General features: G+C 38.1%; 21 protein-coding genes, 2 pseudogenes and 1 riboswitch. Of the genes and pseudogenes, 6 read left to right on the forward strand and 17 right to left on the reverse strand.

The window, feature by feature from the left end:
* Window positions 1-323: 323 nt before the first annotated feature.
* Entirely contained in the window at window positions 324-1,586 is a 1,263-nt protein-coding gene (locus tag QUF86_RS21715) for a beta-propeller fold lactonase family protein (protein ID WP_289335624.1), read from the forward strand.
* Window positions 1,587-2,185: 599 nt separating this feature from the next.
* Here QUF86_RS21715 and QUF86_RS21720 read toward each other — a convergent pair.
* From QUF86_RS21720 to nikA, 6 genes and pseudogenes are all read right to left on the reverse strand, one after another.
* Window positions 2,186-2,662 (reverse strand): annotated as a pseudogene (locus QUF86_RS21720) (ATP-binding cassette domain-containing protein); the annotation flags it as partial.
* Window positions 2,663-2,739: 77 nt separating this feature from the next.
* Window positions 2,740-2,934: a hypothetical protein gene (locus QUF86_RS21725; RefSeq protein ID WP_289336277.1), complete on the reverse strand. Its 195-nt coding sequence runs from the start codon at window positions 2,932-2,934 to the stop codon at window positions 2,740-2,742.
* Window positions 2,864-3,085, reverse strand: a complete 222-nt coding sequence (locus QUF86_RS21730) for a hypothetical protein (RefSeq protein ID WP_289336308.1) — start codon at window positions 3,083-3,085, stop codon at window positions 2,864-2,866. The genes QUF86_RS21725 and QUF86_RS21730 overlap by 71 nt, the downstream gene beginning before the upstream one ends.
* 19 nt (window positions 3,086-3,104) lie before the next feature.
* Window positions 3,105-3,935, reverse strand: coding sequence for a nickel transporter permease (gene nikC, locus QUF86_RS21735; RefSeq protein WP_289324740.1), 831 nt, complete (start codon window positions 3,933-3,935; stop codon window positions 3,105-3,107).
* 2 nt (window positions 3,936-3,937) lie between these two features.
* Entirely contained in the window at window positions 3,938-4,876 is a 939-nt protein-coding gene (gene nikB, locus QUF86_RS21740) for a nickel ABC transporter permease (RefSeq protein ID WP_289335626.1), read from the reverse strand.
* A 37-nt stretch (window positions 4,877-4,913) separates the two neighbouring features.
* Window positions 4,914-6,545, reverse strand: a complete 1,632-nt coding sequence (gene nikA, locus QUF86_RS21745) for a nickel ABC transporter substrate-binding protein (protein WP_289335627.1) — start codon at window positions 6,543-6,545, stop codon at window positions 4,914-4,916.
* A 154-nt stretch (window positions 6,546-6,699) separates the two neighbouring features.
* A riboswitch (cobalamin riboswitch) is annotated at window positions 6,700-6,888 on the reverse strand.
* Between the two features lie 591 nt (window positions 6,889-7,479).
* Here nikA and QUF86_RS21750 point away from each other — a divergent pair.
* Window positions 7,480-7,647 (forward strand): aspartyl-phosphate phosphatase Spo0E family protein, encoded by a 168-nt coding sequence (locus QUF86_RS21750; protein WP_289335628.1) that lies wholly within the window; start codon window positions 7,480-7,482, stop codon window positions 7,645-7,647.
* Window positions 7,648-8,146: 499 nt separating this feature from the next.
* Here QUF86_RS21750 and QUF86_RS21755 read toward each other — a convergent pair.
* From QUF86_RS21755 to QUF86_RS21770, 4 genes and pseudogenes are all read right to left on the reverse strand, one after another.
* Window positions 8,147-9,128 (reverse strand): annotated as a pseudogene (locus QUF86_RS21755) (2-hydroxyacid dehydrogenase).
* A 24-nt stretch (window positions 9,129-9,152) separates the two neighbouring features.
* Entirely contained in the window at window positions 9,153-10,451 is a 1,299-nt protein-coding gene (locus QUF86_RS21760; protein ID WP_289335630.1) for an MFS transporter, read from the reverse strand.
* Between the two features lie 558 nt (window positions 10,452-11,009).
* Entirely contained in the window at window positions 11,010-11,192 is a 183-nt protein-coding gene (locus QUF86_RS21765) for a hypothetical protein (protein WP_289335631.1), read from the reverse strand.
* A 350-nt stretch (window positions 11,193-11,542) separates the two neighbouring features.
* Window positions 11,543-12,463, reverse strand: coding sequence for a patatin-like phospholipase family protein (locus QUF86_RS21770; protein WP_289335632.1), 921 nt, complete (start codon window positions 12,461-12,463; stop codon window positions 11,543-11,545).
* A 654-nt stretch (window positions 12,464-13,117) separates the two neighbouring features.
* Between QUF86_RS21770 and QUF86_RS21775 the strand changes: the two genes are divergently transcribed.
* Window positions 13,118-13,621: a DinB family protein gene (locus QUF86_RS21775; RefSeq protein WP_289335633.1), complete on the forward strand. Its 504-nt coding sequence runs from the start codon at window positions 13,118-13,120 to the stop codon at window positions 13,619-13,621.
* A gap of 213 nt (window positions 13,622-13,834) precedes the next feature.
* Here QUF86_RS21775 and QUF86_RS21780 read toward each other — a convergent pair whose 3' ends face one another.
* From QUF86_RS21780 to QUF86_RS21790, 3 genes are all read right to left on the reverse strand, one after another.
* Window positions 13,835-16,249 (reverse strand): heavy metal translocating P-type ATPase, encoded by a 2,415-nt coding sequence (locus tag QUF86_RS21780; protein ID WP_289335634.1) that lies wholly within the window; start codon window positions 16,247-16,249, stop codon window positions 13,835-13,837.
* A gap of 77 nt (window positions 16,250-16,326) precedes the next feature.
* Window positions 16,327-16,533, reverse strand: a complete 207-nt coding sequence (gene copZ, locus QUF86_RS21785) for a copper chaperone CopZ (RefSeq protein WP_289335635.1) — start codon at window positions 16,531-16,533, stop codon at window positions 16,327-16,329.
* A 16-nt stretch (window positions 16,534-16,549) separates the two neighbouring features.
* Complete coding sequence (locus QUF86_RS21790) at window positions 16,550-16,888, reverse strand: metal-sensitive transcriptional regulator (protein ID WP_289336278.1); 339 nt, start codon at window positions 16,886-16,888, stop codon at window positions 16,550-16,552.
* A gap of 339 nt (window positions 16,889-17,227) precedes the next feature.
* On the opposite strand from QUF86_RS21790, the gene QUF86_RS21795 reads away from it, so the two are divergent.
* Window positions 17,228-17,482, forward strand: a complete 255-nt coding sequence (locus tag QUF86_RS21795) for a nitrilase-related carbon-nitrogen hydrolase (protein ID WP_289335636.1) — start codon at window positions 17,228-17,230, stop codon at window positions 17,480-17,482.
* 47 nt (window positions 17,483-17,529) lie between these two features.
* Here the strand turns inward: QUF86_RS21795 and QUF86_RS21800 are convergent, their stop codons facing one another.
* From QUF86_RS21800 to QUF86_RS21810, 3 genes are all read right to left on the reverse strand, one after another.
* Window positions 17,530-18,417 carry a S8 family peptidase gene (locus QUF86_RS21800; RefSeq protein WP_483313933.1) on the reverse strand — a complete coding sequence of 296 codons (888 nt, stop codon included), beginning with the start codon at window positions 18,415-18,417 and terminating at the stop codon, window positions 17,530-17,532.
* Between the two features lie 273 nt (window positions 18,418-18,690).
* Complete coding sequence (locus QUF86_RS21805; RefSeq protein ID WP_289335638.1) at window positions 18,691-18,951, reverse strand: dihydrofolate reductase family protein; 261 nt, start codon at window positions 18,949-18,951, stop codon at window positions 18,691-18,693.
* A gap of 173 nt (window positions 18,952-19,124) precedes the next feature.
* On the reverse strand, window positions 19,125-20,021 hold the full coding sequence (locus QUF86_RS21810) for a LysR family transcriptional regulator (protein WP_289335639.1): 897 nt from the start codon (window positions 20,019-20,021) through the stop codon (window positions 19,125-19,127).
* Window positions 20,022-20,137: 116 nt separating this feature from the next.
* Between QUF86_RS21810 and QUF86_RS21815 the strand changes: the two genes are divergently transcribed.
* Window positions 20,138-21,181, forward strand: coding sequence for a YeiH family protein (locus tag QUF86_RS21815; protein ID WP_430102539.1), 1,044 nt, complete (start codon window positions 20,138-20,140; stop codon window positions 21,179-21,181).
* A 532-nt stretch (window positions 21,182-21,713) separates the two neighbouring features.
* Window positions 21,714-21,890 (forward strand): hypothetical protein, encoded by a 177-nt coding sequence (locus tag QUF86_RS21820; protein ID WP_289335640.1) that lies wholly within the window; start codon window positions 21,714-21,716, stop codon window positions 21,888-21,890.
* Window positions 21,891-22,504: 614 nt separating this feature from the next.
* Here the strand turns inward: QUF86_RS21820 and QUF86_RS21825 are convergent.
* Window positions 22,505-23,689 (reverse strand): acetyl-CoA C-acetyltransferase, encoded by a 1,185-nt coding sequence (locus QUF86_RS21825; protein ID WP_289335641.1) that lies wholly within the window; start codon window positions 23,687-23,689, stop codon window positions 22,505-22,507.
* Between the last annotated feature and the right edge of the window lie 57 nt (window positions 23,690-23,746).

Here is a 23,746-nt window from a genome sequence, read left to right on the forward strand (position 1 = left end):
ACTCTACACATGAACCGCAAAATTTTTATTAATAATCAAACCAATATCCTCATCTATACGTTTATTTATAGTGAAGGGAGTCCGACTTGATTGAAATTTCAAAGGAAGGTGGTTAAGAACCAGCATATTGACAGGTATTCGATTCTCCTGTTCAACCATCTGGCTTAATGGATCATATTTTAACAATTATCAAGAAAAATATTTAACGAGGTGAAGAAATGTTGAAAAAAATGAAGTTTATTATTGTATGGATTATCGCCTTACTATTTATGGCTATTCTACCAAATGTAATTGGTGCTTCTTCTACTTTAGGTAAAATCCCAGTGTCAGAGATAGGCTTTGACAGCCACATCACCAACAATTCCCTTGCCGTAAGTCCGGATGAGCAAATAGCGGTTGTCTCAGACAGCCGTGAACAATCCGTACTAGTCTACGATCTTACCAAGGGCAAGTTGCGCAAAAAGATCGGCGGCTTTGGTTCACCGAGAAATATTGTGTTTATTGATGGAGGCTCAGAATTTGTCGTCTCAGACAGCACGCTCGGTATGCTTCGTTTTTACAGAACAAAAAACTTCACCTTGAAAGATGAAGTCGCCGTTGGTCCAGGTGCATTCGGGACTGCTGTCAGCCCTGATGGAAAGACATTATATGTGAACAATCAAGCACACAGTTCCGTCACTGTCGTGGATTTGGAAACACGAAAACCGATGGCAGTCATTACCGGTTTCGCCCAACCAAGACAGGGCATTAAAGTCTCTCCAGATGGAAAATACATCTTTGTCACGAACTTTCAAGGAGATAAAGTAACCGTCGTTGAAGCCGCAACACAGAAAATCATTCGTGAAATATCAGGATTCTCTATGATTCGCGGAATCTCGATCACCGCTGATGGAAGTACATTGTATGCCGCGAACAGCGGACGTAACAGCATTTCTGCAGTTGATACCCTAGACGGCAATATAAAGAGTGAAATCAAAGTGGGGCGTGAACCATATGGTGCTGCTCTTTCGCCTGATAACAAGCTCCTTTTTGCAAGCAATAAAACTGACAATACGATCGACGTAATCAATATAGCTGATCACCGTGTAGTTAAAACAATTGACGGTTTCAACGAACCAAGACAAGCAATTGTCTTTAGCCACGACGGGGAACGGGCTTATGTATTAAATCGGGATCTCTCTATTGCGCGTGTGAATGTTAAAACCTTCTCCATCACGGATATAATTCAGGATGAGTCAAAAAAGTACAAGCTTAAAACGCTAAGATCAAACAAAGTAGGGAAATATTTAGCAGACCAAGATGGAATGACACTTTATTATTTCACAAAAGATGATTCTAGCGTCAGTAATTGCAAAGGTCAATGTAGTGAAATTTGGCCGACTTTCCATGCAGATAACATCATCACCACTAGAGGTTTCGATAAAAAAGAGTTTAAAACAATCATAAGAGATGACGGTCAAAAGCAAACAACGTATAAAGGGCATCCACTTTATTACTTTGTGAAAGATAAGCAGGCAGGTGATATAAATGGACAAGGCGTCAATAATGTCTGGTTTGTTTTAGGCAAAAAGGTTTTTGAGGAATAATTATTTAGTTTTGCACAAAATGATAGAAAACTCTAAAAAAAAACATTCATATAATGAACAGAAGAAAAAAAAGGTTTGTGTTTCACAAATAATGGTCCTAGGGTATAATAAATGTCACTTTTTTATTCTGGAATTTGCATAGCGCATATTTTCCGTAAAAAACTACCGAGAACCCCTTATACAAAAACTGATTTTTAATGAAGTACCGTTATACCAAATCGAATAAGCTGTTGCTGTTGAATAAAGATTGTTAATAATAGTTTCTTATTCTTGAATAAAAATCTAATAAATCAAAGCCACCTTCTAGGTGGCTTTGATTTATTAGAATAAGGTACAGGTTTATAATCTTCATTAAATCCCTACTTGATGGTGATAGGTTCTGCCGACAAAACACAGATATTATACGCTATCGCGTTTCTCACTATAGACCCCATTAAAGAATAAAACGGTTCTTAGTTTATTGATAATAGCCACGGAGAAGGGAATCCCATATAGATATCCCAGTAAAATAGATGGAATGGCTTTAAACCGGTGTTAAACCCCTGATTTTTCAGATATTTCATTACCAACCTAATTTCCACATCACAACCTATAACGTATCACAATATTCCCGGATATGTAGGCAACACAGAAGACAATAACTTTTTAGAAACAGGATGTTTTAATCGTTCAAGTTGTTCCATATCTTCCAACCATTCTACAACCTCACCCTTGTACATTACCGCTAGATGGTCTGCGATGTAATTGACAGCCTGTAAATCATGAGAAATAAAGAGATATGAAAGTTGAAACTCTTCTTTTAATTGTGCCAAAAACTTTAATATCTGTACTTGAACTAGAACATCTAGAGCACTTACAGCCTCATCAAGTATAATTAACTTTGGCTTTAAGGCAATCGCTCTTGCGATATTGATTCTTTGTAACTGCCCTCCACTGAACTGATATGGGTATTTATGAATATCTTCCTGGCATAACCCAACAATCTCCAAAAGCTTTCTTACTTTCTTTTTCACTTGAACAGACGAGAGCCTTTCGTAATTCCTTATCGGCTCAGCAATGATTTCCCCTATAGTTAGTCTAGGGTTAACAGCGCTATAACAATCTTAAAAAACAACTTGCAGATTTCGCCGTACCTCCTTTAATTCTTTTTCTTTTAAACAATAAAGACTCTTCCCCAGAATAATTTTGCCCAGATTGGGTTTTGCATAATCATTGCGATTTCACTGCCCCGTACTTTCTTTATGTCTTCAATGGAAACATTTAAAAGGTCTATATTATTAAACTTGATGCTCCCTTGCACCACCTTTGCCTTGTCTGGTAAAAGATTTAGCAAAGACATGCATGTCATCGTTTTCCCTGATCCACTTTCTCCGACAATGCCCAACACTTTCCCAGCCTCGAGTTAAAAAACTGACATCATTGACAGCCTGAGTCACTCCATACGGTGTCGATACAATAACCTTCAAATTTTCTACAGTTAGAATGGGGTGTTGTCCCATCTTCCATCCATCCTCCCTTCTATTCCTTTTTTAGGTCTAGAGCATCCCTCAAAGCTTCGCCAAACAAGTTAAAAGCAAACACAACGATGAAGATCATCAACCCAGGGTAAAGCATCAATGAAGGGGTTTCTCTAAAAAATGGCTTACTATCATTGATCATCATTCCCCACTCTGCCTCTGGCGGTTGTATGCCTAGACCAAGAAAAGAGAGTCCAGAAATTGCTAAAATAACTCCTCCGATGTCCATAAAGATTAATACAACAACTTGAGAAATGATGGCAGGTAAAATATGTTTGATGACAATGACTCTCATTGGTGTCCCACATATTTTGGCTGCTAAGACAAAGTTTTGCTCCTTTACACTAAGAACCATTCCTCGAATGACGCGTGCATAAAAAACCCATTGGACAAGCACCATCGCCAAGATCAGATTGCCAAGACTCGGTCCTAAAATTCCGATTAAAGCTAAGGACAGCAGAAAGCTTGGAAATGCCATGAGAATGTCACACATTCTCATGAAGAGATAATCAACTTTACCCCCTATAAAGCCTGCATAAATACCAAGTGGGATACTAATAATCATCATTAATCCCATGACAAGGAAAGCTGTTCCCAACGAGGTTCGTGTTCCATAGATTAATCGGGACAATATACATCTCCCTAAATGATCAGTCCCCAATGGAAACTGAGAGGAGGGCCCTTGCAGCTTCTGAACGATATCAATCAAGTTCGGATCATTAGGAGCCAAAAAAGGAGCAAAAAGAGCCAATACTGTCAGGAAGGAAATAATCATGATACTGATCATCATGAGCATATGTGTCATCAGCATTCTTTTCATGTTTTGCACCATTCTTATTTCTCTCCTTCCCAGCGTATACGGGGATCCAGGAAAGAATAAGTAAGATCCACAAGAAGATTGCAGAGCACAAAGATCACACCCATAAACAATACACACCCCTGAATCATTGGATAATCTTGATTTAAAATAGATGTGACAAATAACTGTCCCATGCCGGGCCAAGAAAAAATTGTTTCAACAATGACCGCTCCGCTTAGCATGTTCCCGAAGCTCATTCCAAGTCCAGTTATCACAGGTAATAAGGACATTTTTAAGACATGTCTGATAACGATTAGTCTTTGGCGTAACCCTCTCACTCTAGCATACACAACGAATGGCTCATTCAAATTTCCTAGCATACTAGCTCGAAGCAATCGCATATACGTCCCTATATAGGCAAAGGCCAATGTCAAGGAAGGAAGCACTAGATGCGCCAAGGTCCCCCTTCCCAATACAGGAAATAAATCTAACTTTACAGATAAAAAATAGATCAAAAGAAACCCAAACCAAAAGGTTGGCATAGAGACACTTACAAAGGCTGCTATTCTGCTAAACTGATCAACAAATTTCCCCTTGTAAATAGCAGAAATCATGCCTATAGGTAAACTAATAACAACAATTAAGATAAGCGAAGCAAATGTTAATTGAACTGTTGGGAAGAAATGTATCACAATTTCTTCCCATACGGAGTTATTGGACACGTAAGACATCCCTAAATCCAATTGCAACACTTTTCCCAGCCATCCAAAATACTGGACATATAAAGGCTTGTTTAAACCAAGCTCAACTCGAAGGGCTGCCACTGTCTCATTCGTAGGAGGAATATGTGACGCCCTTAAGTAAGCTACTGCCGGATCTCCAGGAATTAAGTGAAGCAAGATAAAAGTAATGAGCGAAACTCCGAATAATATTGGAATTAAACTTGTGAGACGTTTAAAAATAAACCAACTCATGTAGCACTCCTTAAGTTGTTTTTAAGTATCCCCTATTTCAATTAACATCAATTGAAGTTAAAGGGACCTCAGCTTCTTGAGGTAAAAAATCTACTCCACTAATGTTTTTTTGATACACCGCTATATTAGACTGATAAGATATCGGTAAATAAATGGCTTGTTCGTGCAATGTCGTTAATATATCTGAATACAGTATTTTTCTATCTTCCTCGTCAGTAGTTAATAATACCTTCTTAATTTTCTGGTCTATTTCTTTTTTTACTGGCAACCCTAATTGAGCGTTATAATCTGGACTACCATTTTCCGAATTAGTCGTCATAGAAGCTAAATAGGAATGTGGATCAAACGGTACTGACCATGTTGCTGTAAATAATAAATCAAACTTACCTTGAAATGCCGTTGTCCAAAAAGTATTAGTTTCCTGACTGGTCAACTTAACATCTATTCCCAGTTTTCTAAAATCACCTTGTGTAAATTCTGCGATTGACTTTTGGATGTTATCTGTACTATTAAACAGTAATTCCAATTGCAATTCTTTTCCGTCTTTTTCTCTAAATGGTTTCCCCTTCACTTGTTTCCATCCAGCTTCATCCAATAACATTATTGCTTTTTCTGCATCATATTCATATGGCTCTATATTAATTTTCGTGTAAGGCAAAATAGGTGGAAACAAAGTATCAGCCTTTTTTTCCATACCATAAAAGATCTTATCGATAACAGCTTGTTTATTAAAAGCATGTTGGAGAGCTAACCGAACTTTAAGATCTTTAGTCGCTTCTCTGTTTGAGTTAAGAAGCAGCGTTCTTGTAGCTGTAGGTTCTGACAATTTGGTTTCATATTGCCCTGAATTCTTCAAAAATTGGAATGAATCTTGGCTGATGACCCCGTTTCCAAATATAAAGTCGAGTTCCTTTTTCTCAAAAGCTAACACTCTTGACTCTCCATCAGTAATGACTTTAACAACCACCTTATCTACTTTAGGCTTAGTGCCCCAATAATGTTCGTTCCTTTTGAAAACAGCAAACTCATTTTTCTTATACTCGCTCAATACCCACGGTCCTGTGCCAATCTGAGACTTGAGTCCGTCCTTAAATGTGTTTTGGCTGTCAGGAAAAGCAGCTTCTCCTACAAATCTCAAAGGTCTGATGTAAGTTAGTTCTTGAAGAGTTGGATAATACGCGTTGTTCAAAATAAGTTTAATAGTATATTCATCTATTATTTTTGTACCTTTGATTTGGTTAATTAATCCCACCCATTCATGTTGTTTGCGATTATCTAAAATGGTATCAAAGTTTTTCTTGACGATTGAAGCATTAAATAGCGAACCATCGGAAAATTTAACATCTTTTCTTAGATGGAATACATATTCTTTTCCATCTTTCGATATATCCCAGCTCTCCGCAAGCCAAGGCTGAATTTCTCCACCTTTACCGTAATAAACAAGGGATTCATATACCATAGCCTGGGAAAAAAACTCATTTGGAAAATATGTGTGTGGATTTAAGTCACCTATATCCCCAGGCCATGAAAAAGTAACAACTTTTTGCTTTTCATTATCTGATGTATTTTCTTGATCTATTGTTGTGTTGCTGCAACCTGTAACTAAGATTGTGAATATTACTAGTAGTCCAACAAAAGAATGGAATAAATTAGACCGTTTTATAAACATGCTTTCTCACCTTCAATTATGGAATTTTAACTATTTGAAAAATCACGAAATACAAAAAAGCATTTCCAACCAGATTTAAAGGTCAGAAATGCTTATATATTAAGAACAAATTCGTCTTCTAGCACTCTAACACCTCCCTATCTCCCGTAGGTTAACAGCATTTCTAGAACAGGCAGGTCTTCTGACTTAGGTTCATCATCTCCATGCGTCTTCCCGGATATTATCCAGTGACTTTCTTGCATAGGACTCACCCTTACAGCGGCGGGACCGTGCCGGATTTTGCACCGGCTTCCCTTTTAAATATTCGCTATTAAACGAATATACCCATTCCAATAAAATATGAAATTTTCCCTCATCTTCAGTAAAATATAGAGCTTGTCCATCTTAAAATTATTAAGTCAAAACCTTTTGATGCTTCTTAACACTTTAATAGTTTCATCTCTAATTAATTTTTGATAAACTCAGCAACTAATCATTTCCATCCTAGCAATAAACGAAAAACAGTTAGTAAAAAAGAGAATAAATATCTATTCTTAAGCATTTAACAAATATTAAAAACTCTCCTATATTATACGGTTTTACGATTACAACTCTCTAAAAATGGATATTAATTATATGAAAATAAAATCAAAAGTTTACCTAATACAAATTATATTCCTTATCGCAAATTTATGCCATATCAAATTAAGATCCTGATGTTTTTTAACGGTTCGTTTTGTACGGAGGCAATAATCTTATACATACAGTTATTTGTAACGACATATATGAATGATAGTGTGTAGATTTTTCATTTTCAGATTTGTATTGCCTCCCTCCCGAATAAGCTATTTTTTATAAGTGAACACTCACTTTTCATTTGAAAGCAACCTAATTTAGGTAATAATAGATTCATAAAAAAAAAAGAAAGTACTTGAGGGATTCTACATTGGAGAGTATGGAAGAATTACATGAAAAAATTGAGATATTGAGGAAAGAATTAATAACTACGGGATTGATATATGGATTTACTTCCTCAAAAACATTACATAAAAGCCAGGAACTAGATAAACTGTTGAATTTACTTGGGCATGAAAAAGAATCAATTGGTTTAGAATATGTCTAAAATCCGGAATGAAACCTGATTTGATTTTTCTACTAATACTTCATGGGATCATTACAACTGCAGGAACTATTACCCCCGGAGTTATTTTGAAATTACTTTTAATAATCACTGTGCAGTTCATGCAGCATATTTCCTTTACTTAATCACCTCGTATTCTTTTCTTGGACTCTTGGACTTATTTTTTCTGTAAAATTTATTTAAATGATCATCCCTTCTTACCTAATGCTTCTTAGTTTAGTTTTCTACGTTTTATTTTGTTTATTGGAATTGTGCCGTGAACAAATTGTTTAGGGTCATTTTGATCACATTCTTTCTCCCCATTAAAAAGCATCCAAAATGAATGGATGCCTTTTTATCGAATTTTTCTTTTATGTCCTGCATTTAATAACAAACAATCTATCTCATCTAAGTTTATGAATGGTGTGAGTTTTCAAATATCAACGATTCATTTAAATTGTCATGGACAACCTAATATTTCTGCTGAGTTAATGAATTTTTACTATTTTAGTGACTGAAGTCCTTTCAATTCAGGGACAACATTGCTTATCTCCCTTCCAGTAACCGCTGCAACCAGGTTCTTCGCCGCAAGCATGGCCAAAAATCGTGTTTGATGAGTAGCTGAACCTATATGCGGCAGGGTAACCACGTTCGGCATGGCTAAAAGCGGATTGTCAGGCGATACGGGTTCCTGTTCAAATACATCCAAACCAGCTGCAAGGATTTCCTTAGTTCGCAGTGCTTCTATGAGGGCCTTTTCGTCCACCGTCTGACCGCGGGATGTATTGATAAAGATCGCAGATTTTTTCATCAGTGCGAATTGCTCCCGACCCATAAGATGCCTCGTTTCCGGAGTATAAGGGACCATTAAAAGAACGAAATCGGCTTCCCGTAAAAGGTGCTCTAAAGAGGAATAGGTTGTACTGAGCGTTTCCTCCACTTCGAATTTCCTTCGCCGATTATGATATAAAACTTCCATGTTAAAACCGAATTTTCCTCGTCTTGCAATAGATTCCCCAATCCTCCCCATACCGATGATGCCCAATGTTTTTCCATGAACATCAACGCCAAAGAGGGGTTCATCGCCTTTATTTCCCCACTTGCCATCCTTTACAAGCTTGTCCAGTTCCGTTATACGACGGGCTGCTGAGAGCATTAAGGCTAAAGCTAAATCGGCCACGGTTTCATCGAGAACATCAGGTGTATTTGTACCGATTATGCTTCTCTTTTTCATTGCCTCTAGATCAAAGTTGTTGTAGCCTACCGAGATATTGCTGACAGCCTTTAGACATGGTGCATGGTCCAGAAGTTCATCATCTATTTTTTCTCCGGTGATGAGCAGTCCCTCCGCATCGGAAATTTGCTTAAACAGCTGGCTTCTGGTAATGGGTTCAGCGCCGTTCCCATTTTTCATACTGGCAATACTTCGAAATATATGCCTCTACCTCGGCCGGTACTGGTCTTGCAATATACACTTTTGGCATCAATTTATGTCCTCCTCGGTTACACTATTCTTGAATAGGATGTTTTACAATAAACCAATAACAGATTGCGGCGCATCCGGCGATTAAACCGCCAGATATAAATGCAAGGGAGTAAGAGCCAGTAGCATCCACTATCATGCCTGCCACAACAGGGGAAAAGGCTCCTCCAAAATAACCGCCAAAATTCTGAATTGCACCTACAGAAGCAACCATAGAAGGAGGGGCAATGTCACCGGCAAGTGCCCACGCGCTGCCTGTAATGGCAGAAATAAAACAAAGAGCAAGGGTCAGTAATGTTAAGGTAATTGCGAGCCCTTTGACAAATGGAACTGCACATACAACAATTGCGGCCGAGATGGCACATATACTAATTAAGGCACGCTTTGCTTTAATAGGTGTAGTAATTTCCTTGTCAACCAATTTTTTAGTAAGATATCCTCCGAAAATATTGCCAAAGATTCCGCCAAGCCAAGGAATACCAGCATATATACCCATTTCTTTAAGTGAGACATGATGGACATCAAACAAATAAAGGGGAAGGAAGACAAGGAAAATATTCCAGATCCAAATGGTACAGAAGAAGCCCAGAATCATCCCCCACACGCTTCGATATTTAAATAACGAACCCCATTTTATGTTTGATGATTGAATGCCTTGCTCTACTCCACCACCTTCCGACTTAATGTATTCAAATTCCTCCTTGGAAAGTTTTTGGCTTTTTTCAGGATTTTTATAAAAAATAACAAAACCGATTGCGAAGATGATGCCGATCACACCCGTTATATAAAACAACGCTCTCCACCCAAAAGTCACCATAATGAAAACGAGAAGTGGCGGTGCAATGGCTGGTCCCCATTTGGACGAAGAATCCCAAATTCCAGTTGCCAAGCCTCGTTCCTTTTTAGGGAACCAATACGATGTGATCTTAGCCATCGTAGGAAAACACGGTGCTTCTCCCACTCCAAGTAAAATCCGTGCAGCAATAAATGAACTCATTTTATGAACGGCTCCCGTTAAAATGGTCGCACCACTCCACCAAATAAGCGCGATTGTATACACCTTTTTGGTCCCGAACCGATCGATCAGCCATCCGGAAGGAAGCTGCATTAATGCATAACTCCAAGAAAAAAAGGTTCCCAACAACCCGATTTCGGTCACGCTTAGTCCGAGTTCCTTCATCATTTCGGGAGCTGCAATGGAGAGGTTGGCCCGATCAAGATAGTTGATTATTCCCCCAATCAATAACCAGATGACAACTGTCCAGCGAAATTTCCGGCCAATATTTAATGGCTTTTCTTGCTTTGTTTCCACTCTTGCTTCCATACCTTATCCCCCCTTGTTATATAAAACGCCATAATTGGCAGCGTTTCCAAAATAAGAAAAAGCCAGAGTTAACGCTTGGATAATATGTATATACAAGGAGGTTTTTGTTTTATAATATAAAACTCAGTTTTTGTTTTATGACAAAAAATAAAAAAAGATAATTCTGTTTATTCTGTAAAGTATCGTATTATGAGGATTTGTGATTGTCAATCTTTATTCTTATTTTCAGGATTATATTCCTAGTTAACGTTTTATGCCAAATGGCGAAAATTGATTGACGGTTTTTTGAATAGTAAAATCATAACAAACTTTAGCCCACGATTCATTTCCATCTCTAGTTTTGCTACCGGAAGGGCTTAGAGACCATTGTCTCTCAAAAATCTCGGGCAACGTTAACCGGCGGTTAAGTTTTTTTATTATTTTTCTATAAGAAAAGCAAGGGCTCCTGATACATGCGGGACGTCCATAGACGTACCTGATAAAGCAGTATGTAGTTTACCAGATAAATGGGACATTAATTGTTCGCTTGGCGCTGCTGAATCCACTTTTCTATTGGTATTACAATATCTTAATGGAAGCTAGGATGGTTAACGGAGCTTCCACTACTTCCTGATAAGCACCCGGAATACTGTTTTCATTTGTTTTGGAGATTCCATCCCTTCGTACATTTACTACAACTATATTTTTTATGAAGGGCTGGCTCATCGTCCAATCCTCACAGTGACATTGAGTTACTCCCACCTCTTCTCCTTGAGGATCTGTTCATTAAATTTCATAATTTATAGCGGAAACGATTTATTCGATTGATCCATCTCCTGAATCTGGTAAGGGAATTCATTTATGGTATATATTTCTTCCAACGTTGTTTTCTTTTTTTAATCTTTTATTTCCGTTTATCCATTTAAAAAATTCTAAAATAATATCTCTTGTTAATTTTTTATGATTTCGTATTTCCATTTATTGCTTTTAAGCTCAAGACAACTATGCCTCATATTAAACTATTGATCGTTAGTTCAATAAGAAAAAGAGCCGTTGTAACAGCTCCTTGTCCCACTCTTTCACCCTTTTGAAAAGATAGGGTAATGTTTCTCCTACTTATTTTTTACTCTTTGCATCCGTTTGTGCTTATATTGTTCAAAATCCCACTCAGACAAAAATTCTTTTGCAGAAGTATAGCCTGATTTATAGAGAAAGTCGATTTCATCCTCATTCAGTTCAAAGTCCGTTGCGTTGATGCCGCCAGTAGGAATTTGAATCGTGCGTTCAATCGTTTCTTCGTTCATATGTCGTAAATCATGGGCTTGAAGCATCGTTTTAAATATATTTTTGAAAAGGTGGATTGGCGTTGGTATAACCGGATCTATGTTAACTTCATCTTTCACAAAATGGAATCCGAATGTTGGAAAACGAGGATTGTCTGTATCAAATATCCATATTGGGAAGTTACTAAGTAAACCACCATCTAAAATGTAGGATTTTTTCCGGTCTTTTGATTTCCAAATAACCGGACGGAAGAAAAATGGTAGAGAGGCACTCATCATTACGGCAGTTGAAACTTTTAAATCAGCAGGAGACATCCCATAGCGTTCCAAATCATCTGGCAAAATAAGCATCTGACCATTCGAAACATCAGACGCAATTATCTTCAACTTTCCATCTGGAAGATCTGCGAATGTCTTAATCCCTTTTTCTGAAAGAAGAGAATCCACCCATGTTTCCAAATAATCGTTTTTGTAAATCCCAAGATGAACCATTAGTTCCAAAAAGAAGCCCAAAATGGGAATTCGATTCAGAATTGTCCTGCCTCGAATCTTTGAGTAATTGATTTCAGTAAACCGTTCTCTAATTTCATGGCTTTTATAGCCACTAGCCAAAAGAGCAGCTATTACTGCTCCTGCTGATGTCCCAGCAAGTCTTTCCCATTCGACTTTTTCCTCTTCCATTGCTTGAATCGCTCCAATAAAAGCAATTCCCCTGGCCCCCCCACCTTCAAAAACGGCATCTGCTTTCATTTTTTTCCACCTCTCGATAAGAGTTATTATTATTATTAACAATATTTTTAAATAAAGCGAATTTTCACACTCTTAGATACCAAAAATCAGCCCCGTCAGTTGAAGAATAAAACCGCTTGCCATCCATGATTGGAATTAATGACGGTTCTATTTTTCTAACAAATTAATTCGCTAACAGTAGCAAGAATCACATGAGTTTAAAAGGTTGTGTTTTTTAATCTGTAACACAAATTCTGTAATGTCATGTTCTTTGACCTTGCCAGCTTTTCAGGTTGTTCGCAGAATTAACCGTACTTCTAATCTCTGTTTAAGCTTTCCATCCCCGATTGACAATTGGTTGCATATCTATCCAATTTCCTTTTTTATTTTTTATCACCTTTATTATTACTTCATGTCTGTGGATTCCCTACTTGAGAAACCCTTAATCATTTACTCTGGCTCTACTGCAAATATTATTAAAAGAGGATAGACTCCCTTAACGCAACTTTGATGGTAATCAAACTTAATAACAGTAGTAGGATAGCATCTATTATCATGGTATGCATAAAACGAGGCATTTGCATGGACAAATTATCATATAAGGAATTAGCTTTGATAAAGGTATTCTTTAAATTATGTCGAAAGGGATTTAGTAACAATGGAAGGAGTGAGAAAATGGAAAAGGACCGTGCCAAGAAAATGTATGATTACCATGTTTGGGCTAATCAGCAAGTGTTCCAAAACCTAAAACAATTACCGGACGGAGTCTATGGCGACACGATAAAAAGTGTCTTTCCCTCCATTAAGGAAGTCCTGGTTCACCTTTACGCAACAGATGTCACATGGTTGGAGATAATGAAAGGAAGCACCATTCAAGATACTTTTAAGAAAGTTGAAAGCCGACGGGAAGAATTGGATGGAGTTTCAATAAATGAACTTGAATCCTACTATGATGAACTTGCAAAGGATTATGACGTTTTTCTTGCTACGCAGCCTGATCTTGAACGGACCATTGTAACCGAACATCCCAAAATGGGGGCTTGTGAGTTTGTACTTGCCGACCTCATCCATCATGTAGTGAATCACGGGACCTATCATCGCGGTAATGTGTCGGCGATGCTCCATCAACAAGGCGAGCGTGGCACACCTACAGATTATGTATTTTACTGTTTAAAATAAGATCGGTATGGCACCTCGAAAACAAAGGAACATCAATTAGGGGTAGCTGTAAATATCTAAAGCTCATTCCAGATGAAAGCAGATGATCCCCTTTCCAGGATCATCTGCTTTTTTACTATAAGGAATGACAATCCGATTGCTCGAGGCGTATGGCAGATAGAAAAAAAGCATTGATATAAGTAACAATGCCTTCAATATATGGTTACATGCTCTTCAGAGCTTTACACGTTGGAGGCGAAGTGCATTTAATACGACTGATACAGAACTGAAGGCCATGGCAGCACCCGTTAACCATGGGGCAAGCAGTCCGATTGCTGCAATTGGTATCCCGATTACATTATAGGCAAAAGCCCAGAATAGGTTTTGTTTGATATTCCTCATCGTTTTCCTGCTCATTAGGATTGCATCTGCAATACTGTTCAAATCCCCCCGGATCAGAGTAATATCAGCAGCTTCCATGGCTACGTCCGTCCCGGTTCCTATCGCCATTCCTATATCGGCTAGTGCAAGCGCGGGTGCATCATTTATCCCATCACCGACCATTGCCACTCTTTTACCAGCGGCCTGCAGTTTTTTCACTTCTTCCGCTTTCCCTTCAGGAAGGACTTCTGCAATCACTTGGTCAATGCCAACTTGATGGCCGATGGCATTTGCTGTCCTTTGATTATCCCCTGTTATCATGATTACCTGGATATCCATCGCTTTTAACCTTTTAATCGCCGTTAGCGAGGTATCTTTTATTGTATCCGCAACCGCAATGAGTCCTGCATATTCCCCTTCAATGCTGGCGAGCATTGCGGTCTTCCCTTGCTCTTCAAGTTCTACCATAGCTGTTAGCGCCTTAGTAATATCCACGTTGTTTTGCTTCATCAATTTACGCGTTCCGACGAATAACACTTTTTGATCCACTACAGCTCTCACCCCGTATCCAGGAATCGCTTCAAATTCCTCAACCGCAGCAAGTGCTATCCGCCTTTCCTGAATTCCTTGAACGATTGATTGGGCAAGAGGGTGTTCAGATTGTTTTTCAGCGGCACCGATAAGAGATAAAAACTGTTCTTCCTCCATACCATTCTCGATGAGGACATCGGTTAACACTGGTGTACCATTCGTTACCGTTCCCGTTTTATCCAAAATGACCGTATCAATATGGTGAGTGGTTTCCAAGTGTTCCCCGCCTTTAAATAAAATACCGAATTCGGCGGCTCGCCCTGATCCTGCCATGATGGATGTAGGAGTGGCCAGACCTAAAGCACAAGGACAGGCTATGACTAGCACCGCAATCATCGCTTCAAAAGCTGGTGTGAATTCTCCTGGGTTAACCCAGATCATCCAAACCAGAAAAGTTAACAGGGCGATTCCGACAACAATGGGAACGAAGACGCCGGAAATTTGGTCAGCAAGCCGTTGAATCGGAGCTTTGGACCCTTGCGCATCTTCGACGACTTTGATGATTTGGGAAAGAGCTGTATCCCTTCCGATCTTTGTCGCTTTCATTTTGAGAAAACCATTTTTATTCAGTGTTGATCCGATCACAGGATCCCCGTTTGTTTTATCTACCGGAATGCTCTCACCCGTTAACATGGATTCATCGACTGCAGAGTTCCCTTCGATCACTTCTCCATCGACAGGGATCTTTTCACCCGGCTTCACCAAAACAGTATCCCCTACTATGACTTCTTCAAGCGGTATTTCACGTTCTTCCCCATTCCTTAACACCAATGCGGTTTTGGCCTGAAGCCCCATCAATTTTTTGATGGCCTCGGAAGAACGCCCTTTTGCTTTTGCTTCAAAAAGCTTCCCTAAAAGAATGAGGGTGATAAGAATCGAACTAGTTTCGAAGTAAAGTTGTGCTGTATTGTGATGGGAACCGCTTGAGATGATCGCCTGATAGACACTGTAAAAATAAGCAGCGGATGTTCCCATTGCAACCAATACATCCATATTGGCACTTTTGTTTTTCAAGGCTTTATAAGCACCAACATAAAACTGCTTCCCAATGATGAATTGCACAGGGGTGGCAAATGCCATTTGCACCCAGGGATTCATGAGGAAATCAGGCATATAGATGAACGAAGTAAAACTGAAATGACTTACCATCGCCCATAACAATGGAAAAGATAAAATCACCGAAAAAATGAAGTTATTCTTTTGTTTTTGAATTTCTTTCTGACGGAAATCCACTGAATCCCTATTATCTTCCTTGATGATCGCCCCATACCCCAACTTCTCCACTCGTTGAATGATATCAAGTGGTGAGGCTTCAGAAGGATCATACTCGACGGTCGCATTTTCGAGCGCAAGATTCACATTAGCCATACTCACTCCATCCAACTTATTTAACCCTTTCTCAATTCGGGTTGCACAGGCAGCACAGGTCATGCCAGTAATCGTAAATTCCTTTTTCTCTTTCACTACATCATAGCCAAGGTCTTGTATTTTCTTTTCAAAGTCATGGGTGCTTAATTTTTCCGAATCATATTTAATGACCGATTTCTCAAGGGCCAAATTAACGGTGGCTTCCTCAACGCCTTCCATCCTGTTTAACCCTTTTTCAATCCTGGTTGCACAGGCAGCGCAAGTCATGCCTGAAATCTGCATACTTGTTTCTTTTATTTTGCTGCTCACATCATCCCCGCCTCCCTATACCACTATGGGGTATAATTCTTTGTAAAAAAGAAGTGCTTTAACAGCACCCACAAATCTTACTCGACATCGTAGCCTTGATCATCGATCGTTTCTTTTATTTTTTCAAGTGATAGTTTTTCATTATCAAACGCTACATCCACTTTGCCTGCATCCAAATGCACTTTTACGCTTTCAACACCTGCCAATTTACCTACATTCCCTTCAACTGCATTCACACAATGACCACAAGACATTCCACTTACATTCAATGTAACATTTTCCATTTTAACCACTACTCCTTTATTTTTTCATTAATTTTTGTATCGTTACAAGCACTTCATCAATAACCTCTGTATCCCCATCATTCAGGCGTTCGACCACACAATTCCTTAGATGGCCTTCTAATAAAATCTTGGCCACACTATTCATCGCGCTTTGTGTAGCTGCTATTTGGGTAATCACATCATCACAGTACGTATCTTTTTCAATAAGACCCTTAATACCGCGAATTTGACCTTCAATTCGATTTAACCGGGTCGTTAAATTCTTTTTTACTGCTTCTGAGTGATGACTCTTTCGGCCGTGGGAAGAGGTCGTACAGCATTCTTCTTCATTCACAGAATCTTTACCATTCAACATTTCATCCATTTCCCATCCCTCCTTGGAATTAATATACCATACCCTCCTATCCTATGAAAAGAGAAAAGCTATTGTGTCAATATTTCTTTATTCTTTGCTTTATAAGTATATCTATTCCTTAGTCTGTTTAACAAAACTACACACAAAATACCCCATGCGAAGCTAAACAAAAAAGGATGAACTACATGTGTCTACTAGGGATGCAAATAAAAACACTCATCTCTGGAGAAATGAGTGTTTATGGATCTTAATACCCTACGCTGGCAAAATCCCGATAAAGTTTAACGGTTAACGGGCGGTCATAATCAAGTTAAAGTATTCGAACCTGAAGGTGTGGAAATGGGGATTATTATTTGTTACGATTTACGATTCCCTGAAATTATTCGTGACTTAGGATTACAAGGTATTCAAGTGTTACATATCGTAGCAGAATGGCCACTCGTAAGGGAAACACATTGGAATATATTACTTCGTGCGCGCGCAATTGAGAACCAAATGTATGTTGTTGCATCAAAATATTGCGGGCACACAGTTAGGAGTGGAATTCGCAGGTTCCTCACAAATTGTAGATCCCTGGAGAGTCCGAGTTCCTAACACAATATGCAATGAAATTAGGATCATATACTTTTCTGTTCTCTATCTTACCTAAACTCCCTTAAAACTTTTTTTATATTTTCTAATTTCTGGTGATTTAGTTTCAGCATTCCATGCCCTTCTTGAGTCTTTGGTTTGCCCAGCGAAACTGTATTATTTAAGAGTTCATTAAATTCTTCTAACTCTGTTAATTTACGCCCAAGTATTGTTTCAAATTTATTTATCAAAAGCGCAACAGCCCCTGACACATGTGGGGCAGCCATGGATGTACCTGATAAGACGGCAAATTGGTTACCAGGAAAGGTTGATATCACTTTCTCCCCAGGGGCTACTAAATCCACTTCACCATTAGAATTACTAAATCTGGAAATGCGTTCACGCCGGTTAACTGAGCCTACTGCCACAACTTCCGGATATGCAGCTGGATAACTGTACTCGTTTGTTTCGGCCTTACCATCGCCTTCATTTCCCGCGGCACACACGACCATTATATTAGATTGAACGGCGTTTATAATCGACGAATGTAAGGCCGGATCATCATCCGGCCCCCCTAATGACATCGAGATAACCCGTACTTTTTCGCCATTAGGACCTGTCCAATTGACAGCGTAATTAATAGCTGACGTAATGTTTTCTGTTGTTCCTTCTCCTGATCCATTTAAAACCTTAAGTACCAGCAACTTCGCTTTAGGTGCTGCACCTACAACTCCAAAACCATTTTCTGCTGCTGCAATGGTTCCGCAAACATGAGTCCCGTGTCCGTTATTATCGGCAAATTTGACAGGATCACCATAATAATCGTCCGTGAAATTATATCCACCAATAATTTGACCAATCAAATCAGGGTGATCTGACTGGCATCCTGTATCGATTACGGCTACTACTATGTTCTCACCCTTAAACCCTTCTCTCCAAATAGAGCGTGCACGAATCATTCTAATACCTCGTGGAACTTCCAAGGTATTTTCTGTTATTCCTTCTACTTGGAAGGGTACTAATTGAACATTTGGCAATTCTATCCTCTCCCTTCATATTAACCCTAAGACGGGCAGAAACACCTCCTTTTGTAATAACAATTGAGGGGAATCCACACTTAAAACCCGTTTAGGAACGCTGAATCCAATAACATTGATTACAGCCTTTCTTTATCCTATGAATGGAGACAAGCTTTTGCTATAAACCTTAGTCTAATTTGATATTTTAGTTTACTAAAACAAAATACATTTAACAGATTTAGAAAATACATAATTTTTATAATCACTATAAGGATAATTCATGTCAAATCCACGAATGACATCATAAGTTCCTTTTCCCATAACAACAGTGTAAATTCTTTCCAGGAGTGAATTGTAGCCAGAATCTCCTTCTACTTCTGTTGATTCTAACCACTCCAATGTACCATCATCATTTGCAATATAGCCATCAATTGAAGTACCAATGTATAGAATAATGTTACGCTGTTTTTTCATCAACCAACTGATCCTATATTCTTACTCATAGACCCCACCCCCCGTCAATTCTCATTACACCTATTAAAACAAAACCCCGGATAAGGGACACTTTCTTATGTGTGTCCGTTATCCGGGGTATAGTTCAAAGAGCTTTGTCTTTTTTTATATTTTTGTTAATTTATAAAATAGAGCTATTGCAATAATTGGTTCTTTAGATATTTTTCTATTAACTCAATAAACAAGTTCATAGATTTCGTATGCAATTCCACAGATTCTGTTATAACTGAAAAATTTCTTTTTATCGGTGTCCCTTTTACATTTAATACTTGAATGGTACCAAGCATTCTTTCTTTTTTTACAGTAAGTTCAGATAAGTAACTAATGCCAAGCCCGGCTTCAACTGCTTCTTTTATAAGTTGTGTGCTTCCGAACTCCATTAACTTGGAAGGACGTATTTGTAAAGATTGAAATAATGTTTCTGTTGCCTCTCTTGTACCAGAACCTTCTTCACGGACAATCCAATTCTCTTGTTCTACCTGTCTCCGTGTAACTTCCTTATTGAAATAAATTGGATATTTACCCCCTGCCACGATATACATTTGGTCGGTGGAAACGGATTTTATATATATATTTCGAAGAGAAATTTCCCCCTCTACAATTCCTACATCGATCTCATGACTTGTGATTGCTTTGGCAATATCCCTTGTGTTGCCAATCTGTACCGAAGGGAAGATATTAGGAAATAGTTTTTTCATTCTTGCAAGTATATGTGGTAATACATACTCTCCAAAGGTATAGCTGGCACCAATTTTTAATGGTCCTGTTGGCTCGTTATTTAATTCATTCACTAATATTGACATTCGTTTATATAAACCTGTTATTTCTTTAGCATGTAAATAGACTATTTCTCCTGCTTTAGTTAGCTGGACAGATTTGTTTGTTCGCAGAAGTAATTTTGCACTTACATGTTTTTCCAATTGTTGAATTTGCTGGCTGACTGCAGGCTGAGTCATATGAAGCTCTTCCGCTGCTCTGGAAAAGTTTCTTTTATCAGCTACAGATATAAATACAGATAATAGTTGATCCATATGTTCCCCTTCTCACTATCGTATTTACTTATTATTACTATAATAATCATTTATTTTCCTTATTGTAAAACATTAGTTACGATAAATTATAAATAATCCAAATAAGGGGTTGAAAAATATTGGAACAAAAAGCGTTAATAACTCCCAGTCCAAATAAGCAAAAAAAAGCGGCAAAAAAGCTAAATGTTTCTTTGATTTCTGGAATTGGTTTTACATTGATCATAGCCGTGTTAGGTTTTATTTTGGCAGCGTTGCCAGGTCTAAATCATATTGGACCTCTTGCGTGTGCCATTTTACTAGCTGTAGTTTATAGACAGGTTTTTGGATATCCAATAAAATTACGTACTGGTATTCAATTTTCATCAAAAAAACTATTAAGATTTGCCATCATACTTTATGGATTAAAGCTTAACATGATTGTGATATTTCATCAGGGTTTACCTCTATTGCTAAGAGGGACAATAACGATCATTTTTTCAATTGTTGTTCTTATGATCATTGCAAAATGGCTGAAGGCAGATTTTAATCTTTCTTTATTATTAAGTGTCGGCACAGGCATTTGTGGTGCGGCTGCCATCGCGGCCGTATCGCCAATTATAAAAGCAAAAGATGAAGATACGGCTATGGGAGTAGGCATCATCGCATTAGTCGGCACAGTGTTTTCAATAATCTATACGTTAATATATCCTTTTTTATCAATTGGTCCTATGAACTACGGAAATTGGGTTGGCATCAGCCTACACGAGATAGGCCATGTTGCATTAGCTGCTGCCCCGGCAGGCCAGGATGCTCTTGCTCACGCATTACTTGCCAAACTTACACGAGTATTCCTATTAATTCCGGTTTGCATTATCCTCATGCTTTGGATGAAAAAGAAAGGAAAAATAGAAGGGGAGGCAAGATTCGAGTTTCCATGGTTTTTAATTGGCTTTATCGTTATGAGTTTTGTGGGAAGCTATATCATTGGTAATAAGGTATTGGTATCACAAAAAGTGATGTCTTATATTGCAGACTTCACGTCATTTATGTTAACAATGTCAATGACCGGATTAGGATTAAATATTAGCTTGAAAGAATTACGTACCAAAGCAATACGTCCACTTATTGCCATTATTATTACATCAGTTCTTTTATCATCGCTAACGTATATTAGTCTTTAACAAAGAATAAAAAGGTAAATTTTTACCCACTGCAATACATATATGACCGTCATGAATATGTTCAAACCGAATATTTTTTTCTTTTTTTAACTCATTATAGATGCATGGATCATAGCAAAATCGTAATTTCCCTTGTTGTAATTCTGAATAATATCTGTAGGGTTTTGCTCAACTAACTCAAATTCAAATGTTATTTCACTATTTTTTGAATTAAACTTTACCATGATTTCTTGAAGTATAAAAGAAAAAGTAGGCCCAGTAATTAAATGAGTTTATTGATATTTTTATAATCATAAACTTCTTTGTTTAGTTCTTTAATGGTGTTTAGTAAAGTTATTGCTTTCGAAATAACTATTTTACCTTCGAAAGTGGGAGTAACTCCTTGTTTTGAACGGATTACCGCACGATTGCTTACAAGGTCTTAACAGGTCATTTCAACGCATTCCTGTCATCATATTTTTTAGCATAAAATTAAAATATTTAGGGAATAAATAATTACGTTAATCTGATAAAAAAGGAGATGATTATGATTATGAGTATGATTAATAACCCATTGAATAAAGAGAATGACGAAACCTCTGTAGAGTCAGTTGGAGGTGAAGCTGCTATCAACTCTCCTAATGGGCGATCCGACGCCCCTCCAATGACTCAGTCAAAAGATCCTGAATTCGATCTTTTCGGCACAGGATTAAATGGGTATCCGTTTTAATTCAGTAAAAAACATTACTAAATTAAAACCCATTATTAGTAAGACAAGATTCAGTCAACTTACTAATAGATGAAATATCTAAGTATATAGATATAAGTAAGGCTATTCAGGACGAGTCGTTATCTTATGTCGAACGTTTCCAAAAAATCTATGAATAGTCAGTTAAATGTGTAATTCATAAATCTGATGTGTTTTTATATGCTCTTAAAGAATCTTATCCATTTTGTATGACACCCTTTCAGTTGCACGACAAAAACGCTAGAATAACTTACAAACTTGCTGGCGGTACATTTTTTATTATTGTTTAACCTCTTTGAAGTTCAATCAAAAGTAATAAATGCGGAATGAAACTAATAGCCTGAATTTTGTAAAAATAATGTGAGTCTAAATCATGAACTTTGATTATAAAAGTTTAAAGGACCATCTGAGATGGTCCTTTAAGCATGTAGGCCTACCATTATCCAAAGGATCCTGGTGCAAATATGTCATGTTAGAAACATAGAATCTCCATATCCTTTCATCTATGAATTATGAGGCTAATCCAAATAATTCATGTATGAATTGTAGCTGTAAACTATTCATAACCATCACCTCGTTTTATTTTATTCACATGTTCATAGAGCCTCAATGATTACTGAGATTCCTTGTCCTCCTCCAATACAGAGGGAGGCTAGTCCAAACTTCTTTCCTCGATTCCTTAACTCTAGGGCCAATGAATATATAATTCTAGCTCCACTAGCCCCAACTGGATGACCTAATGCGATTGCTCCACCATTGACGTTAACTTTTTCCCGTTTCAATCCAAGCTCTCTCTCTACTGCAAGATACTGGGCAGAGAATGCTTCATTGATTTCGAACAAATCGATATTTTCAATATTGAGTCCTACTTTCCGTAAAGCTAATTGACTAGCAGGAACTGGTCCGATGCCCATAATATTTGGGTCTACCCCCGCAATCCCCCAGGATATGATTCTTGCCAATGGCTTCACATTGTGATTGTTTTGAAGGAAGGATTCACTTCCAAGTATTAAGGCAGCTGCCCCATCATTAATACCACTGGCATTACCTGCCGTTACGGTCCCATCCTTTTTAAAGGCTGGTTTCAGTTTCGCTAATCCTTCAATTGAAGCATTTTGGCGAATATGTTCATCTTCTAAAATGGTTATTTCCTTGCCTTTTTTGGTGAATATCGTGACAGGGGAAATCTCTTGTTGAAATCGCCCTGTCAGTTGGGCCTTTGCTGATTTTTGGTGTGATTGGACAGCCAAACTATCTTGATCGTCTCGGGTTAGTTCATATTTTTCTGCAAGAGTTTCCGCTGTTACTCCCATCCCACACCCTATATATTCATCGCTCAAAGTCGCCCAAAGCATGTCGTCCATTTGTGGAGACTGTAAACCCGTACCAAAGCGGACATCTCGTAATACGTGAGGAGATTGACTCATATTTTCGGTTCCCAGGGCTAGGGCGACTTCAGCATCCTTTAAAATAATCGACTGAGCTGCCGATACGACCGCTTGCAATCCAGAACCGCATAAACGATTGAGAGTTAAAGCGGGGCTCTCGATAGGAATACCAGCTTTCAAAGCAATATGCCTGGATAGGTAGGAGGCATTTTTCGAAGTATGTATCACATTCCCTGCAAAAACATGCTCAACCTCTTCAACTGAAATATTACTTTTTTCAATGGCTCCTTTACTTGCGATGACTCCAAGATCGATGGCAGAAACATCCTTTAATACCCCTCCAAAACTCCCGAATGGCGTCCTAGCTCCACCTAAAATATAAACATGACTCATAATTCATTCTCCTTTATTGAAGGTTGTTTGATTCGATTTGAGGGATGGAAAACATCT

Source organism: Peribacillus sp. NJ11, from assembly GCF_030348405.1.
Taxonomy (GTDB): Bacteria; Bacillota; Bacilli; order Bacillales; family DSM-1321; genus Peribacillus.

Coding starts and splice junctions, on each gene's coding strand:
- QUF86_RS21725 (WP_289336277.1), bottom strand. CDS start 2,934: ATGACATGCATGTCTTTGCTAAATCTTTTACCAGACAAGGCAAAGGTG.
- QUF86_RS21730 (WP_289336308.1), bottom strand. CDS start 3,085: ATGGGACAACACCCCATTCTAACTGTAGAAAATTTGAAGGTTATTGTA.
- nikC (WP_289324740.1), bottom strand. CDS start 3,935: ATGGTGCAAAACATGAAAAGAATGCTGATGACACATATGCTCATGATG.
- nikB (WP_289335626.1), bottom strand. CDS start 4,876: ATGAGTTGGTTTATTTTTAAACGTCTCACAAGTTTAATTCCAATATTA.
- nikA (WP_289335627.1), bottom strand. CDS start 6,545: ATGTTTATAAAACGGTCTAATTTATTCCATTCTTTTGTTGGACTACTA.
- QUF86_RS21750 (WP_289335628.1), top strand. CDS start 7,480: ATGGAAGAATTACATGAAAAAATTGAGATATTGAGGAAAGAATTAATA.
- QUF86_RS21760 (WP_289335630.1), bottom strand. CDS start 10,451: ATGGAAGCAAGAGTGGAAACAAAGCAAGAAAAGCCATTAAATATTGGC.
- QUF86_RS21770 (WP_289335632.1), bottom strand. CDS start 12,463: ATGAAAGCAGATGCCGTTTTTGAAGGTGGGGGGGCCAGGGGAATTGCT.
- QUF86_RS21775 (WP_289335633.1), top strand. CDS start 13,118: ATGGAAAAGGACCGTGCCAAGAAAATGTATGATTACCATGTTTGGGCT.
- copZ (WP_289335635.1), bottom strand. CDS start 16,533: ATGGAAAATGTTACATTGAATGTAAGTGGAATGTCTTGTGGTCATTGT.
- QUF86_RS21790 (WP_289336278.1), bottom strand. CDS start 16,888: ATGTTGAATGGTAAAGATTCTGTGAATGAAGAAGAATGCTGTACGACC.
- QUF86_RS21795 (WP_289335636.1), top strand. CDS start 17,228: ATGGGGATTATTATTTGTTACGATTTACGATTCCCTGAAATTATTCGT.
- QUF86_RS21800 (WP_483313933.1), bottom strand. CDS start 18,417: ATGATTCGTGCACGCTCTATTTGGAGAGAAGGGTTTAAGGGTGAGAAC.
- QUF86_RS21805 (WP_289335638.1), bottom strand. CDS start 18,951: ATGAAAAAACAGCGTAACATTATTCTATACATTGGTACTTCAATTGAT.
- QUF86_RS21810 (WP_289335639.1), bottom strand. CDS start 20,021: ATGGATCAACTATTATCTGTATTTATATCTGTAGCTGATAAAAGAAAC.
- QUF86_RS21820 (WP_289335640.1), top strand. CDS start 21,714: ATGAGTATGATTAATAACCCATTGAATAAAGAGAATGACGAAACCTCT.
- QUF86_RS21825 (WP_289335641.1), bottom strand. CDS start 23,689: ATGAGTCATGTTTATATTTTAGGTGGAGCTAGGACGCCATTCGGGAGT.